General features: G+C 52.5%; 14 protein-coding genes. 4 read left to right on the top strand and 10 right to left on the bottom strand.

Annotated features, from left to right (window positions below; translation table 11 throughout):
• Window positions 1-230: 230 nt before the first annotated feature.
• The 3 genes from R6H26_RS20440 to tmk form a co-directional block, all read right to left on the bottom strand.
• The gene (locus R6H26_RS20440; RefSeq protein WP_404785083.1) at window positions 231-965 is read right to left on the bottom strand and encodes a hypothetical protein; all 735 of its coding nucleotides are present in this window, start codon (window positions 963-965) and stop codon (window positions 231-233) included.
• A 185-nt stretch (window positions 966-1,150) separates the two neighbouring features.
• Window positions 1,151-2,086 (bottom strand): DNA polymerase III subunit delta', encoded by a 936-nt coding sequence (locus R6H26_RS20435; RefSeq protein ID WP_404785082.1) that lies wholly within the window; start codon window positions 2,084-2,086, stop codon window positions 1,151-1,153.
• Window positions 2,056-2,757, bottom strand: a complete 702-nt coding sequence (gene tmk, locus R6H26_RS20430; protein WP_404785081.1) for a dTMP kinase — start codon at window positions 2,755-2,757, stop codon at window positions 2,056-2,058. Before tmk ends, R6H26_RS20435 begins: the two co-directional genes overlap by 31 nt.
• A 79-nt stretch (window positions 2,758-2,836) precedes the next feature.
• Here tmk and R6H26_RS20425 point away from each other — a divergent pair, with 79 nt between their 5' ends.
• Entirely contained in the window at window positions 2,837-3,196 is a 360-nt protein-coding gene (locus R6H26_RS20425) for a hypothetical protein (protein ID WP_404785080.1), read from the top strand.
• A 37-nt stretch (window positions 3,197-3,233) separates the two neighbouring features.
• Here the strand turns inward: R6H26_RS20425 and R6H26_RS20420 are convergent, their stop codons facing one another.
• Together R6H26_RS20420 and miaA are read right to left on the bottom strand one after the other, a co-directional pair.
• The gene (locus R6H26_RS20420) at window positions 3,234-3,752 is read right to left on the bottom strand and encodes a DNA recombination-mediator protein A (protein WP_404785078.1); all 519 of its coding nucleotides are present in this window, start codon (window positions 3,750-3,752) and stop codon (window positions 3,234-3,236) included.
• A 26-nt stretch (window positions 3,753-3,778) separates the two neighbouring features.
• The gene (gene miaA, locus R6H26_RS20415) at window positions 3,779-4,741 is read right to left on the bottom strand and encodes a tRNA (adenosine(37)-N6)-dimethylallyltransferase MiaA (protein ID WP_404785077.1); all 963 of its coding nucleotides are present in this window, start codon (window positions 4,739-4,741) and stop codon (window positions 3,779-3,781) included.
• Window positions 4,742-4,994: 253 nt separating this feature from the next.
• Between miaA and gyrB the strand changes: the two genes are divergently transcribed.
• The gene (gene gyrB, locus R6H26_RS20410; RefSeq protein ID WP_404785075.1) at window positions 4,995-6,941 is read left to right on the top strand and encodes a DNA topoisomerase (ATP-hydrolyzing) subunit B; all 1,947 of its coding nucleotides are present in this window, start codon (window positions 4,995-4,997) and stop codon (window positions 6,939-6,941) included.
• A 29-nt stretch (window positions 6,942-6,970) separates the two neighbouring features.
• On the opposite strand, the gene R6H26_RS20405 is transcribed toward gyrB, so the two are convergent.
• The gene (locus tag R6H26_RS20405) at window positions 6,971-8,242 is read right to left on the bottom strand and encodes an S-layer homology domain-containing protein (RefSeq protein WP_404785073.1); all 1,272 of its coding nucleotides are present in this window, start codon (window positions 8,240-8,242) and stop codon (window positions 6,971-6,973) included.
• A gap of 252 nt (window positions 8,243-8,494) precedes the next feature.
• Between R6H26_RS20405 and R6H26_RS20400 the strand changes: the two genes are divergently transcribed.
• Both R6H26_RS20400 and crtA read left to right on the top strand, forming a co-directional pair.
• A complete protein-coding gene (locus R6H26_RS20400) occupies window positions 8,495-8,653 on the top strand; it encodes a hypothetical protein (protein ID WP_404785072.1) in 159 nt (52 codons plus the stop codon).
• Between the two features lie 410 nt (window positions 8,654-9,063).
• Window positions 9,064-9,912, top strand: a complete 849-nt coding sequence (gene crtA, locus R6H26_RS20395; RefSeq protein ID WP_404785070.1) for a cyanoexosortase A — start codon at window positions 9,064-9,066, stop codon at window positions 9,910-9,912.
• Window positions 9,913-9,925: 13 nt separating this feature from the next.
• Here the strand turns inward: crtA and R6H26_RS20390 are convergent, their stop codons facing one another.
• From R6H26_RS20390 to sppA, 4 genes are all read right to left on the bottom strand, one after another.
• Complete coding sequence (locus R6H26_RS20390; protein WP_404785068.1) at window positions 9,926-11,332, bottom strand: undecaprenyl-phosphate glucose phosphotransferase; 1,407 nt, start codon at window positions 11,330-11,332, stop codon at window positions 9,926-9,928.
• Window positions 11,333-11,669: 337 nt separating this feature from the next.
• Window positions 11,670-12,755, bottom strand: coding sequence for a GDP-mannose 4,6-dehydratase (gene gmd / locus R6H26_RS20385; protein ID WP_404785067.1), 1,086 nt, complete (start codon window positions 12,753-12,755; stop codon window positions 11,670-11,672).
• An 18-nt stretch (window positions 12,756-12,773) separates the two neighbouring features.
• Window positions 12,774-13,376, bottom strand: coding sequence for a hypothetical protein (locus R6H26_RS20380; protein WP_404785065.1), 603 nt, complete (start codon window positions 13,374-13,376; stop codon window positions 12,774-12,776).
• A gap of 5 nt (window positions 13,377-13,381) precedes the next feature.
• A complete protein-coding gene (sppA, locus tag R6H26_RS20375; RefSeq protein ID WP_404785064.1) occupies window positions 13,382-14,320 on the bottom strand; it encodes a signal peptide peptidase SppA in 939 nt (312 codons plus the stop codon).
• Between the last annotated feature and the right edge of the window lie 88 nt (window positions 14,321-14,408).

Genomic DNA, 14,408 nt, shown 5'->3' with positions numbered 1-14,408 from the left:
ATCTAGACCAAAACAAAGAGAATTTTTTACAGATGATTTTTTTAGATAGAAAAAAATCATGGCTTTAAAGTTACGATCGCCTCTCTAAAATTGAGTCGTTCTGCGCGATAACTCGGCAGAAGTAAGGATTGCAATGCTTCGCAACCTTTGGCACCCCAAACGGACCGCAATCGCTCGCAGCGGTTGGAGCAGAAAGATCGTCCCTGCCATCGCTCAAAGTCGCGGCGCAGTTAAAAACCCCTATTCCAGGTCGTGCTTTCCAGCGTTTGAGCCGGGGGATGGGTGGCAAACTCATGGCTGTGGGGCCACAAAAATACATTAAACGACCGTCCGCCCATTCGATCGCGATAACCGAGGGTGTTTTGAGAGGATAGACTCGTGACAGCCCTCAGCCTATCTGCTAGCCCCATACATTGTTTGAAATTGATGGGTGCGTAGCATTGAACGTCGCGTTGATTGCATCCGGTGGGGGGCATTAAGGCAGCCTGAAACGGCTGAATGCTGCAATAAATCTGCTTTCTATACTGCGATCGCAGTTGAAAAAAATCCGCTCGCGAGTAATTTGCGAAAAAATGATCGTCTACTTGAATGCCATCCGCATGTCGGCCTTCATCGATAATCTGCTGTACCGATAGCGTGCGAAACTGCGGCGACTGGATCCAAGCGATGGGTACGAGCTGGTACTGGCGGACCGTCTGGGCAACCCTTTGCTGGTCTTCGCTAGAGACGTTGCGAAAATCTAAGAAGACGACTCTATAGCGTTGCGCTCTCATTCTGTCCATGACCGGGCCGAGCGTTGAATTGGACAGGTGAAACATGATTTGAGGCTTAGAAAGCCAAGTGCCATAGGGTTGAGCTACCGCCGCAGCTGCCGTCAATCCCATCGCAGTTGAGGCGATCGAGCAATGAATTAAAAATGGACGCAGATTTATCCATCGCGGAAGTTTTTTGAGGAGGTGATGCATTGCGAGTCGGGAGAGATTTGTAAAAGTATATCTTGCAAATATCGAAAAACGACACAACCCCCATCCCGCAAAGCATACAACAAGGATATGCCCGTCAGTGCGATCTGGATCACAGGGCAAATTGCGGCTGTTAGAGAGCGGCCCGTTCGCTCGAGTTTTAATGGAAGCGGGGATCGCCCGCACTGTTATGGATTCGCTAACTGCAACAGCGTGACCTCCCAAACCAACTGGGGCTGAACGTACTGGGTTAGATAAGTTTTGGCTTGCTCCAAAGGCTTGAGGGCGATCGCGCGACCCATCGCCCAATAGCGCTGCTGGAGATAGTCCAGCAACCAAAGTTGAGTCTCTAAATCGAGCGCCTTATCCACGTGGCGAGCCAACTCCAAACAATCCTTGGCTGCCTGAGGCGGCAATTGGAACCTTTCTAGAACCTCAGCGGGAATGGTCTGTAATTTCTCCCAATATTGGGTCGCCCGACCCGGACTGCCTTGGGCCATGGCTAAAATCGGACCGTCCCCGAGCAATGCAGCAAGGCCCAAACGCTCCAGCACGGTCGCCAGGCCCGCAGCACTCAGTCCGTAAAACGGCACCCGCTGGCATCGAGATACGATGGTAGGCAACAGCGATTCCAGGGTGGGCGCGATCAAAATCAAGGTTCCATTCCCCGGTTCTTCCAAGGTTTTTAAGAGGCCATTGGCGGCGGCTTCGCCCATGGTCTGCGCGCCCTCCACAACGACCAACAGCCGAGAAGATTCTAGGGGTGCTTGGCTCAGAAAGCGCGCGATATCGCGAATCTGTTCCAAGCGCACTTGAGGGCGACCCTTGGGGAGCGCGACTCCCTTTTCGGCCAGGGCAGCGGCGGACACAGCCTTGCCCTGATGCTGGTAGGTTGGTTCGACCCACAAAATATCGGGATGGTTGTCCTGCAACTGGCGTCGGCGATGTCCGGCTCGCTGCTGGAGCAGTGCATCCAAAAACAATCGGGCTGCGAGTTTGCGTCCCACACCATCGGGTCCCGCAAAGAGGTAAGCCGGAGCGATGCGATCGCGTTCGATGGCCTGGGTCAGCAGTTCGACGGCCTGGGTTTGCTCTACGAGGAGGCTAAATGCTGCGGATACCATTGCTGTAAGTGCTGCTCCATCGCCGTTTGAATTTGTGCGCTCACTCGATCCTCGGGCAACCCCGCATCAATGCGGACGATTTGCTGCGGGTTGGCGGCAGCGAGGGCCGCAAAGCCTTGCCGGACGCGCTGATGGAAAGAAAGCTCGGCGGCTTCCATCCGATCCTTGCCCTCCAGTTCGCCCGCTTCAGGCTGACGCTGACGGGCGCGGCGCAACCCCTCCCGAACGTCTAAATCCAGCCAGAGGGTCAGATCGGGCGTTAAGCCCCCCGTGGCGATCGCATTCAGCCGCTCGATCAGCGCCAAGTCTAGCCCCCGCCCATAACCTTGGTAGGCGATCGTCGAACCCGTATAGCGATCGCACAAAACCAGCGCCCCCTCGGTCAGCGCGGGCTTGAGCGTGGTGTGAACGTGCTGAGCGCGATCGGCGGCGTAGAGCAGCAGCTCCGTGAGGTGGGGGAGACCTTCCGCTTCTGTGAGGGCGCTATCTAACAGAAGCGCGCGCAGCCGCTGACCGAGATCGGTTCCCCCCGGCTCGCGGGTGACCGCGATAGACAAAACTCCAGGCGGCAGGCGCTGGGCGAGCCACTGCCGCAAACGCCTGAGCTGAGTCGATTTGCCTACCCCCTCCGTCCCCTCAAAGACGATGAACCGTCCCTTTCCCGCGTCCATCTGGCCTCAAATTAGAAAACACCGAACAATATTGAGTATCATAAGCAAAATAACTGCTGTTGTAGCTCAAATTTTGAGTATGGCTCGATACACTCACGATCTAACAGTGGCCGTTTCCTTAAGCCACTTCTACGAGCAAATCAAAGAGGTGTTAGAAGCCTGTAGCTTTGAAATTCTTTATTTCAAAGAAGACTACTTGATTGCAAGAGAATCTCCTGGGAAGGTCCCTTTTTCCAGACTGGTTACAGTTGAAGTTTTAGTAGATAGCACGCGAGCAACGCAAGAAGCGACGCACCTGAGTGTGGTGGTCAAAAATGAGGAATTGCCCCTACAAGCCAACAATCATTGCTTTCAAGTCTATGAAAAATTAAACCAGGCAATCTTCGATAACAAGGGCTGGCAGTTAATTCAAAGCACGGCTGAAAAATCTGCGGGCTAATCCCAGGGGTCAGTCAAAGCAAAATCCACAGCAAAATCTAATCGAAATAAAATAGCGTGACGAGCTTGCGCTGCTCCTCCGCTTCTTGACAGGTTTGGAGCAGCGTGTTGCTGTCGTGGTAAGCAAAACAGACGAGTTGCTGGCAGCGCGTAATAATTTCCTGATTGCACAGGGCGCTGGCTTCGGCCAGAGAAAGCGGGTCGTTTTCAGGTTTTTCGACTAAATGCATGACCTGTTCGAGCTGGGCGCGCGATTCGTCAGGTTGGCGCTTGAGACTCTGAGGAAGCACGACCGTCAACAAATTCGGATCGGCTCGCATCGCACCGCGAATGGCGGCAGCGTTCGTTCCAGTTGCCCCAGAGGTGAGGAGGCGATTGCCAGACAGCACCAAGGCATAGCTCAGCATCTCGATCGCGTGCTGGTGGAGAATTGGAACGTGGCGAGACCCCAGCATGGCAATACGCTTAGCCCCTGTCTGCTGAATAGTGGCTAATTCTTGAAGGAAATCGTCCACTTTCGGATCGGCAACTTGGGGCAGGTCAATGGATTGGCTCAATGGGGTTCTCTGCCGAAACTACGCCGCTATTTTAGCAAAGCTGGGCGATCTTTTACCGAACTCTCTGAATCGCAGGTTTGGGTAGCGCTGAGAAAAGATTTCACGGCCATCCAGGCTGCTTCTCCCAGTCGCTCGTCCAGTGCGTCGAACGGCTGGATTCCCGGATCTGCCCGAAACCAAGTCCGTTGGCGCTTGGCAAACTGCCGCGTGTGGAGGACGATCGCGGCGATCGCCGCCTCTAGAGTCCATTCTCCCTTCAGATACCGCACCAATTCGGCATAGCCTAGTGTTTGGAGCAGGGGCAAATCGGGGCCGTAAGCTTCTACAATCTGCTTGACTTCTTCGACCCAGCCCCGATCGAGCATGCGCTCTGTTCTGCGCTGGATTAGGACTGCGTGCCGATCGAGATCGCTCATTTCTAAGCCGATTTGCAAAATCGGATAGGCAGGCGGGTTGCTCCCCTGCTGGGCCGAGAGGGGGACGCCCGTGGCGTAAAACACCTCTAAGGCCCGCAGGGTACGCGCGCGATCGTGGGGGTGAATTTTAGCGGTACTGGCAAAGTCTACCTGCTGAAGCCATCGATACAGAAGTGATTGAGAGAATGACTGAAACTGCGATCGCAGTTCTGGCTGGGGGGGCACGCGCGGAATTTTTAAGCCCTGTACCACGGACTGAATGTACAATCCCGTCCCGCCCACCAAAATGGGGACCTTACCCTGCCGCTGAAAGTCTGCAATCAAAGACTGGGCCAAGGATTGGTACTCCGCCATGGTAAAAGAGCGATCGGGCGGGTACAAATCCAGCAAATAATGGGGCGCGCGCGCCCGGTCTGCTTTTGAAGGCTTCGCCGTCCCAATATCGAACGTCTGGTAAACTTGGCGAGAATCGGCGCTCAGAATGGGAGCGCTCAGCCGTTCGGCCAATTGCAGAGCTAAATCGGATTTTCCAGTGGCAGTTGCACCACAAATGACAATGAGCGCGGGTTTCATAGAAAATCGCTAGCTGCCTCGAACGGAAAGAACGCAGTAGGGCCATTCCAGGACTCTGACCGACATGCCGACCGATTGGCCTTTCCGTCGGGCCAGTTGACAACCCCTAAAAAACTAGATAGCATCCCTATTTAATTTCTCTCGTTTACGCCGTTCAAAGTCGCCAAAGACCTATTTGTGATAAAATTTTGGTAAGTTTTACTATTTGTCGCGTCACAAGGGCTTTACGCCGCTTACAGGAGCCTGTTAATTAATGACCACTACTGAAAACTACGGTGCCAGTCAGATTCAAGTGCTGGAGGGGTTGGAGGCTGTTCGCAAGCGCCCTGGTATGTATATCGGCACCACTGGGCCGCGGGGACTGCATCATTTAGTATACGAGGTTGTCGATAATTCCGTTGATGAGGCTTTGGCCGGCCACTGTAAGCATATTGAAGTGACCCTCAATGAGGATGGGTCCGTCACGGTTTCTGACGATGGGCGCGGTATCCCGACCGATATTCACCCGCGCACGGGCAAGTCGGCTCTAGAGACAGTTATGACGGTCCTGCATGCTGGCGGCAAGTTTGGCGGCGGCGGCTACAAGGTTTCCGGCGGGTTGCACGGCGTGGGGATTTCGGTGGTCAACGCCCTCTCGGAATGGGTGGAGGCTAAGGTCTGGCGCAATAAAAAGCTTTACAGCCAGCGATTCGAGCGCGGCATTGCAGTGACAGAACTCGTGGAAAGCACCTCCGATCGCAGTCAGACGGGCACGCAGATGACCTTTTTGCCGGACGTGCAAATCTTTACCTCTGGCACTGAGTTTGACTACAAAACCCTGACCAACCGCTTTCGCGAGCTAGCCTACCTCAATGCTGGCGTCGAACTTACGTTTACAGATAAGCGCTTAACGCTTTTAGGCCTAGACGAGCCAAAAGTGGAGGTGTACTACTACGAAGGCGGCATTCGGGAGTACATCAGCTATATGAACAGCGACAAAACGCCGCTGAATGAAGAAATCATTTATGTGGCGGGAGAACGCAACAATATCCAAATGGAGGTTGCCTTCCAATGGTGCACCGATGCCTACACCGATAACCTGCTGGGGTTTGCCAACAACATCCGCACCATCGACGGCGGAACGCACTTAGAAGGACTGAAGGCAGTTCTGACGCGCACGATCAACTCAGTGGCTCGCAAGCGCAACAAAATCAAGGAAGGTGCGCCCAATCTAGGGGGCGAGCACATCCGCGAGGGACTCACTGCCGTAATTTCCGTCAAGGTCCCCGACCCGGAGTTTGAAGGCCAGACTAAGACCAAGTTGGGCAACCCCGAAGTGCGCGGTGTGGTGGAATCCTTGGTGGGGGAAGTGCTGACGGAATATTTTGAGTTCCAGCCTGCAGTGCTCGACCTAGTTCTAGATAAGGCATTACAGGCGTTCAACGCAGCGGAAGCCGCGCGGCGGGCGCGGGAACTGGTGCGGCGGAAGTCGGTGCTGGAGTCTTCCACGCTGCCGGGGAAGCTGGCGGATTGCAGTTCCCGCGACCCTGGGGAATCGGAAATCTTCATCGTGGAAGGGGACTCTGCCGGCGGGAGCGCAAAACAAGGACGCGATCGCCAGTTCCAGGCCATTCTGCCGCTGCGGGGCAAAATCCTCAACATTGAAAAAACCGACGATTCCAAGATTTACAAGAACACGGAAATTCAGGCGTTGATTACGGCCTTGGGACTGGGGATCAAGGGCGAAGAGTTCGATCCGTCTCAATTGCGCTACCACCGCATCGTGATCATGACCGATGCCGACGTGGATGGAGCCCACATCCGCACCCTGATTTTGACCTTCTTCTATCGCTATCAGCGCCAGCTCATCCAGGATGGCTATATTTACATCGCTTGCCCTCCCCTGTACAAGGTAGAACGGGGCCGCTCTCACCACTACTGCTACAACGAGCAAGAGCTAACCCATCTGGTGCAAAATGTTTTTCCGGCCAACGCCAACTACACCATTCAGCGCTTCAAAGGGTTAGGGGAAATGATGCCCCAGCAGCTTTGGGACACCACCATGAATCCCGAAACCCGCACCTTCAAACGCATCAATATCGACGATGCTGCCGAAGCCGACCGGATCTTCACGATTTTGATGGGCGATCGCGTCGCACCCCGGCGCGAGTTTATTGAAACCTACGGGTCTCGCCTCAACTTAGCGGAACTGGATATTTAGCAAGCTCGCTCCCTGAGTGGTTCGCACTCCTAGGGCACGGGTTCTGTGGGTTTAGCGTCGGGGGAGGCTTCCTCTGCTGCAGCTTGAGCTTGCCGTTCGGAGCGCAGTAAATCCCGCGCGGATAAACTGTCGCCCTCAATACCGATAAACCATAGGGCAGCCGCGGCTTCCGCACGGGTAACGGGTTTTTGGGGTTGAAACAGCAGTGTAGAACCCAGCACGCGACGGATGTTGGAAAGATCGCCGTTTTGGCGATCGGCTGCAACCGCAGACAATGCGGCGGGCGCGATCCGACTCGTATCCTTAAAGCCCCAAACTTGCTTCACGCGCTCGACCGAAACCGTCGGGAGAACCTGCTGGCGATCGACGGGAACTTTCCACCACAGTAAGGTTTCGCGGGTGAGAGGATCGCTGGGACGAAAACGAGTTTGGGTGCTGTCCCCCGACAGGGGGCTGGGCAAATAACCCGATTCTGCCAAACCCTGGATGTAGGCAAATTCTGGATGGGTTGCGGGGACGTCCGCAAATGCGGGTTGAGAAGCGGACGCTAGCCGAATCTGCCGAGCCGGGCGATCGCGATAGATGCGGTTGTTGAGTTCAACCAGCCACCGAGCAAACAATGCCCGTGAAATCGGTCGGTCGGGCGTTGCCGTCAAATCTGCGATAACCTCAAGCTGAGCCACATCTCTCACGTAAGGCTGAAGCGAGACTGGAACCCGAGAGAGATCGGGAGACTCCACCTCCAAAATCCCTCGATTTGGCGATGCCTCAGGGCCGACCCCAACGGCATCGGATATCTTTTGGTTGACAATCGCGAACTCAATCGCTGCGGCAGAAGCAGGTTCTGGAGACGCAGCAGTCGAAGCCTGAGGGACGGACACTGAAAGCTGTCGATCGCCGAGTTGGGCAGAGAGAATCGTGACGCCATCTCCCAACGCTTCCCTAAAACCTTTCCACTGCGGCTGCTGCAGGCGCTCCCGATAAAACGCTAAAACGCGATCTCGACTGTCGGAAGTGACCCATTGCGTCTCGTATCCCTGCGATGCGGAGTTAGGGGTTGCGTTGGGCGATTCGCCCAATGGCGAAGTCGCCTTTAGAACGGCGCCAGGATACCGAACTGTTTCCGGGAAATCGGTTGGAAGCTGAACTTTAGCTGCTGTAGAGGTTGTTGTAGAGGTGTTCCACTGATTCGCCTTGGGGTCGGCAGAAAAGGTACGCTGCAGCGAAGCGCGATCGCAGCCGACCAGGATTGCCCCTAACCCGCCGATTCCTGAAATGAGAATTATCCGAAGCCAATTCATTTGCAAGCACCAAGGCAACATTAATATTTGGGAGAAAAACTTTAAGATCGATCGAGATCGGTGGTTTGGCCCCATGCCCGCAAACATTAGGCCAAACCGCTTCTTCGATTTTACTGTTCTAAAAGAGGCATAAATTTCTAAACGTTTCGATCTGCCGCATCGCTCTTGCCAGTTCTAAAAAGACGGTTATGATTGTATCGGGGGTCATTAAGGGAACACTACGTTCGGATCGGATATCTATTTCATCGCGCCATGAAGACTAAAAAATCTTGGGATGTCCCACAGCTAATCAAGTACGGTACGGTCGAGCAGCTTACAGAGATGCCCTACTCAGACCTACAGCAGATCAACCAGTTCGTACAGAATAGTGTCATTACATTTGGAATGTTTGCATCTTTAGAAGGGCTTTAGTGCTGGTTTTGATTGCACCCTGCGGACAAAGCCTCAGATCCCATCTGGCTCTTCTCAGCCCCAGTCAATTTAACTCCCACCGCAAAAAATGCCTCTACGATGATTTGTTTGTCGTGAGGTTTTTTTGTAGGCGTCCATGAGTTGAGATATCATTTAATTTTTCTTGGAACCAGCGCCGACTTGATTAGCCTTAGAGGCTGTTTTAAAAGCCTCGTTCGTCCCTGCATTAGCCCCCCCGCCCCCCAATTCAAGGCCCGAAAGGGCCATAAGAAAGGGGGGAGAACACCGAAAACTAGGGTCATTTCCGAAAACCAGGTTTATTTCCCCCCAGAATTGGGGGGCTAGGGGAGCAAGTGTAATGTCTAAGAAACTTTTCAAACTGCCTCTTAGCTCTAACCCGATGTCGAATCATGAAACATTTGCAGCAGATTTTCCTGGGATCAGACAAAAACGAAACCGATTTCAGGACGAGCTTCTACTGCCTTTCAATGCTGTCTTTGATTCATTTTTCCCTAGGGATCTATCTTGGCAAGCAGGCCTATCTTATGATGAGCCTTCTTCTCTGGGCCGCGATCGGTCTGCTGCTATGGGACAGACGCCCGTATTTTAGAAAGAGTCGAGATAAAGGCTCGTTTTTCTTCGGGTGTATTTTAGTGGCGGCACTCTTAGTGCTTTGTGTCGTTCGCCCTGGAGAAAAAATATTGGGATTTTTTCCTCTATTTGCATTTTTAGGATGGTTTCTGATCTTTGTCGGGATTTCGGAAAGCAAACGCTATTTTAAAGAATTCAGTATTTTGCTCGTATTTGGCATACCCAAATTGGTTCCGGATACAGCCTTTGGTCTAGCGCCCCTCACTGCGAAGTTTTCTGCGTTTTTTCTGTGGTATTTAGGCTATCCAGTCTCATTGCAGGGCATTCACATTCAGGTTCCAAAGGGTGGCGTAGAAGTCGTCCCCGCCTGTTCTGGAATCAACCTGATGACCCACATGCTCAGCCTTTCTATCATTTTTCTGTGCGTTTTTCCACCGCAGCGATTGAATGGCTGCTTTTTTGCTGCGATCGCAGTGTTTCTGGGTTTTTTCATGAATGGCGTGCGGGTCGCAATTCTAGCGATACTCTCGCCGCCTCAATTTTCAGAGCAGTTTCATTACTGGCACAGTGCCAGCGGTGCCAGCGTTTTCGTGCTTCTAACGCTCGCTATCTACGGCCTACTTTACTTCAGCTTGCAGAAACCTGACCGTCAGTCCGGGCAGTCCTAACGATCGGTCGACGCTAGTAAGCATTTTGATCTCTTAAGAACACGAGGGCTGTTTTGATGAGGATTTGAAGGTCTAGGCTGAGAGACCAATTCCGAAGATACTCTAGGTCGTAATTAACGCGCTGCTGCATTTTCTCTAACGTATCGGTTTCGCCTCGCAGTCCGTTCACCTGCGCCCAGCCCGTAATCCCTGGCTTTACCTTGTGGCGGAGCATGTACCCGCTAATGAGCTTTCGATACATCTCGTTATGGGCCACAGCGTGAGGGCGAGGTCCCACCAAACTCATCCGGCCCTGCAAAACATTAATAAACTGAGGCAACTCGTCTAGGGATGTCTTACGCAACAGAGCTCCAAGAGGGGTGATGCGGCTGTCGTTTTTAGTCGCTTGCTTCACTTTCTCATCATCTTCCATCACCTTCATAGACCGAAATTTGTAAACCAAAATTTCTTGCCCGTTGAGTCCGTAGCGGCGTTGCTTAAAGAGGATGGGGCCTGGAGAGGTGAGCTTGATAGCCAAGGCAATCAACAGCATGATGGGAGATAGAACGGCGATCGCCGCAATGGAGAGCGCAATATCGATCGCGCGCTTCAGGACATACTGAATTTCTGAAAACGGCACCTCCCATACCGCAATCAAAGGGATGCCGTTCAGTTCGTAGGATCGAGCGTTCATCAAATTGAACATCAGGATATTAGGAACAAAATAGACGGATGCAGTTGTATCCTGGAGTTCCTTGATAAGGGTCGCGATCGTGTCCTCTTTTTCCGTCGTGCAGGCAATATACACGACGTCGATGCTGTGCTCTCTAACGTATCTAGGAAGCTCTTCTAAAGATCCGATGAGCCTGCGTCCGGGAAAGCGACCGAGCGGCTCTAGGGAATGTCGGTCGAAAAAGCCATGAAGGCGAATGCCCAATTCTGGAGATTCCTGAATTTGATTGGCGAGGTGATAGCTGACATCATTCATCCCGGCCAAAACAGCAGATCGTTGATTTTTCCCTGCTGCTCTTACGGTTCGGAGCAGTTGCCATATCGTCAGGTGGATCGCCATCAACACGATCGGAACGCTAATGGACCAAGTGAGCAGTAACGCCCGCGAAAAGGCCAAAGAGGTTTGGGTGAGATAACCCAAAAACAATAAAGTGCTGAGTAAAATCACCCATCCCGTTAATAATCGCGGCCCCAAGGTACTTGGAGACAAGTTGCGATAAGGCCTGTACAGCCCCACCCCTTTAAAGATCGGCAGCATCAACAAAAATGATGTTACAGACAAGATAATATAGGGCGTCTTGATTCCAAGGTCGTAAAACCAGGCGATCGCAAATAGCATCAGCACGGTGACCACGGGGTCTAGCAACCGCTGCACGATTAAAATTGCAGATGCGTTTTCTCGGAACAGCCCATGGGTATTATGTGTCATCTCGATCCCTCACGCCATCTGCTTCGTCTTTGCTCTATCGGGCAACAAGACAAAGTTTTACTATTATTTCTCGTACACAAAATATAAACGAAATTTTTAGGACAAAGACTTTTGCTGGAAGGCTCAATGAAGCTAAATGTGATAAACGCTTGGCTTTAAGGTTAGAACAGCGATCGATATCAAAAAACGAGATGGGTTGGGCAGACAGCGCCATAGTGCGGATTCCATCAGCCTCTCAAAAATTTGTGGCAGCGTCAGTGCTCGTCCTTACTGTGAATGGGCGATCGCGATCGCAGCGTTGAATTAAACTCGACCGCCAAGGTGGGGCGAGCAGTCCTCACTCGTGATAGTCATAGGTGCTGTAGCCGTGCTCCTTAATGAGAGAATCTTTTTGAGCGGCATTGAGGTCCTCCTTAACCATTTCCGTGACGAGCTGCGCAAATGTAAACTTTGGCTTCCATCCCAGTTTCTGGTGGGCTTTGGTCGCATCTCCCAGTAGGGTTTCCACTTCAGTGGGTCGATAATAGCGCGGGTCAACGGCCACTACGCAGCGTCCCTGCGAATCGTAGCCTTTTTCCGCCTCAGCTTTTCCTTCCCAGGTTAGCTCCAAGTCGAGTTCGGCACAGGCCGTGTTGACGAAATCCCTGACACTATGTTGCTGACCTGTTGCGATCACGTAATCTTCCGCTTCAGTTTGCTGTAACATCAGCCACTGCATTTCGACGTAATCTTGAGCGTGGCCCCAGTCGCGCAGGGCATCTAAGTTGCCCAGAAACAAGCAGTCTTGAAGCCCCAGCTTGATCCGCGCCAAGGCCCGCGTAATTTTACGGGTCACAAAGGTTTCTCCGCGCAGTGGAGATTCGTGGTTAAACAAAACGCCATTGCAAGCATACATGCCGTAAGCTTCGCGATAATTGACCGTAATCCAATAGGCATACAGTTTGGCGACGGCATAGGGCGATCGCGGGTAAAAGGGAGTCTTTTCCGTTTGAGGAATTTCTTGGACGAGCCCGTACAGTTCTGAAGTTGAAGCTTGATAAAACTTAGTCTTATCTTGAAGTCCCAGGATGCGAATCGCTTCTAAAAGACGCAACGTGCCAATACCGTCCGTATTGGCCGTGTATTCTGGTGTTTCAAAGGAAACCGCGACGTGGCTTTGAGCGGCTAGGTTATAAATTTCATCGGGCTGAACCTGCTGTACGATTCGAATCAAGTTCGTCGAGTCTGTCAAGTCACCATAATGCAAGAAAAATTGCCGATCTTTAACGTGAGGATCCTGGTATAAGTGATCGATGCGATCGGTGTTAAAGAGGGAGGCGCGTCGCTTTATCCCGTGAACTTCGTAACCCTTATCGAGCAGAAGCTCCGCCAAGTAGGCTCCATCTTGCCCTGTAATGCCAGAAATCAAAGCAACTTTAGTCATCGGCTTTTGTCTAGTGTCCTAAATATCCAAAGTTTGAGCGAAATTTGTATAGACGGGTATGGCAATACTAAAATTTTTTGCGCCCAAAAGGAACATGACGGGCCATCCCAGTAATCCCATTAGGGCAAAGGCTCCCAAAATAACGGTCAAAAGCAAGCATAGGCTAGCTTGAATCCAATGAATGTCATAGGCGCGACGGATTGCAGACACGAGTGTGAACCCACTACTAAGTAGAATACCCAAGGTCATCAAGTTTCCAACCCCCGTCCACCATCGTTGGACGGAAACGGCTGGTCCTAATAGAATGAAGGGCCATAGTCCTTGGAGGGTCGAGAGCCAGGGTCGGGTCGCTCTAGAATTAAGCGGCGATGCTTGGCGCGAGGTCTGACCCAACCACGCGCTTAAAAGATGCACGGAGGCCATGTACCAGTAGCACCCTAGCGCGCCCAGCCCTAAAAATAGAGTCATCAACCCCAGTAGCCCCAGGAACCCGACGTGCAGTTGTCCGGCTGCATTAAAGGCTAAAACAACGCAGGAAAGCATTCCTAGGGACAGTCCAGCCAAACCGTTGCGTTGAGTCGCGTCCGCTCTAAAAAAGATGGCGTAAAACGTGTCTAACATAAGCTCTATTCCATCAGGGCTAGAGGAACTTTATTCCAATCTCCGGCGGATGGCACGCTCAGCTCGCTCGCGCCATCCGGTCCCATCGAAAAAGGCTGTATCAGTCTCCCCAAAAGGGATCCTGAGGAGCCTTGAGTGTAGTTACGGATATTGGGTTCTTTTTTAAGGGCGATCGTTTTGACGGTTTGCCGCACTGCGTCTTGATAATTGCCCAGAGAATCCACCAGTTTGACTGTTTTAGCTTGAGCGCCAGTGAAAATTCGACCATCTGCCAGCTTTTTGAGCTCTGCAAGACTAATTCCTCGTCCTTCCACAATAGAAGCTAAAAACTGTTCGTAGGAGTCAGATACGATACTTTGGATGATTTGGCGCTCGTCAGCGGTGGCGCTCCGAAACGGAGACAAAATATCTTTGAACTGGCCGCTTTGAACGGTGCTCGACTGGACGCCAAGTTTTTCTAGAAAACCTGCGACATTTTGAGTGCGGATAACGACGCCAATGGAGCCGGTTAAGGTAGAGGGGTTTGCCACAATGTGGTTGGCGGCGCTGGCAATGTAGTACCCGCCGGAGGCCGCGACATCGCCCAAACTTGCCACGATTTTAATGCTGGTTTCTTTGCGAACGCGCATGAGTTCGTGATAGACAGACTGAGCGGCGGCGGCGGTGCCGCCAGGGCTATTGATGCGGAGCAAAATGGCTTTAACCTTGTCTTTTCTTGCCTTCTGAATGGCATCCAGCAGTGCGTTTGCACTGGATCCGCCAGCAGTTCCAAAAGGCCCGGCGCTAGGCGTGTCGCTGATGCTGCCGTACACGTCAATGAGCGCAATGTCAGCCGTTTTATTCTGTTCGGATTCTTGAAAAGAAGCTCCCCAGAGCCAATTGCCGACTGCGGCGACTAGGCAAATAACGATCAAAAGCGTGGCAAGCAGACGGTCAAGGCGCATAGGGGGTGCTCCAATTCATGGCGGAAGGGTATTGCCAAACCAAAAAGCCTGAGCCTGAAGGGTCGATCGGGACGCGGCAGCTTGTGGC

The sequence above is a fragment of the Altericista sp. CCNU0014 genome (assembly GCF_044923475.1).
In the GTDB taxonomy this organism is placed as follows: Bacteria; Cyanobacteriota; Cyanobacteriia; order Thermosynechococcales; family Thermosynechococcaceae; genus JAAURS01.
This window is presented reverse-complemented; position numbering and strand designations above follow the sequence as displayed.

Bases quoted from the DNA above. Each gene is read 5' to 3' on its own strand.
- crtA (WP_404785070.1), top strand. From the start codon at position 9,064: ATGAAACATTTGCAGCAGATTTTCCTGGGATCAGACAAAAACGAAACC.
- R6H26_RS20425 (WP_404785080.1), top strand. From the start codon at position 2,837: ATGGCTCGATACACTCACGATCTAACAGTGGCCGTTTCCTTAAGCCAC.
- R6H26_RS20435 (WP_404785082.1), bottom strand. From the start codon at position 2,086: ATGGTATCCGCAGCATTTAGCCTCCTCGTAGAGCAAACCCAGGCCGTC.
- miaA (WP_404785077.1), bottom strand. From the start codon at position 4,741: ATGAAACCCGCGCTCATTGTCATTTGTGGTGCAACTGCCACTGGAAAA.
- R6H26_RS20400 (WP_404785072.1), top strand. From the start codon at position 8,495: ATGAAGACTAAAAAATCTTGGGATGTCCCACAGCTAATCAAGTACGGT.
- R6H26_RS20405 (WP_404785073.1), bottom strand. From the start codon at position 8,242: ATGAATTGGCTTCGGATAATTCTCATTTCAGGAATCGGCGGGTTAGGG.
- gmd (WP_404785067.1), bottom strand. From the start codon at position 12,755: ATGACTAAAGTTGCTTTGATTTCTGGCATTACAGGGCAAGATGGAGCC.
- R6H26_RS20380 (WP_404785065.1), bottom strand. From the start codon at position 13,376: ATGTTAGACACGTTTTACGCCATCTTTTTTAGAGCGGACGCGACTCAA.
- sppA (WP_404785064.1), bottom strand. From the start codon at position 14,320: ATGCGCCTTGACCGTCTGCTTGCCACGCTTTTGATCGTTATTTGCCTA.
- R6H26_RS20390 (WP_404785068.1), bottom strand. From the start codon at position 11,332: ATGACACATAATACCCATGGGCTGTTCCGAGAAAACGCATCTGCAATT.
- R6H26_RS20440 (WP_404785083.1), bottom strand. From the start codon at position 965: ATGCATCACCTCCTCAAAAAACTTCCGCGATGGATAAATCTGCGTCCA.
- tmk (WP_404785081.1), bottom strand. From the start codon at position 2,757: ATGGACGCGGGAAAGGGACGGTTCATCGTCTTTGAGGGGACGGAGGGG.
- gyrB (WP_404785075.1), top strand. From the start codon at position 4,995: ATGACCACTACTGAAAACTACGGTGCCAGTCAGATTCAAGTGCTGGAG.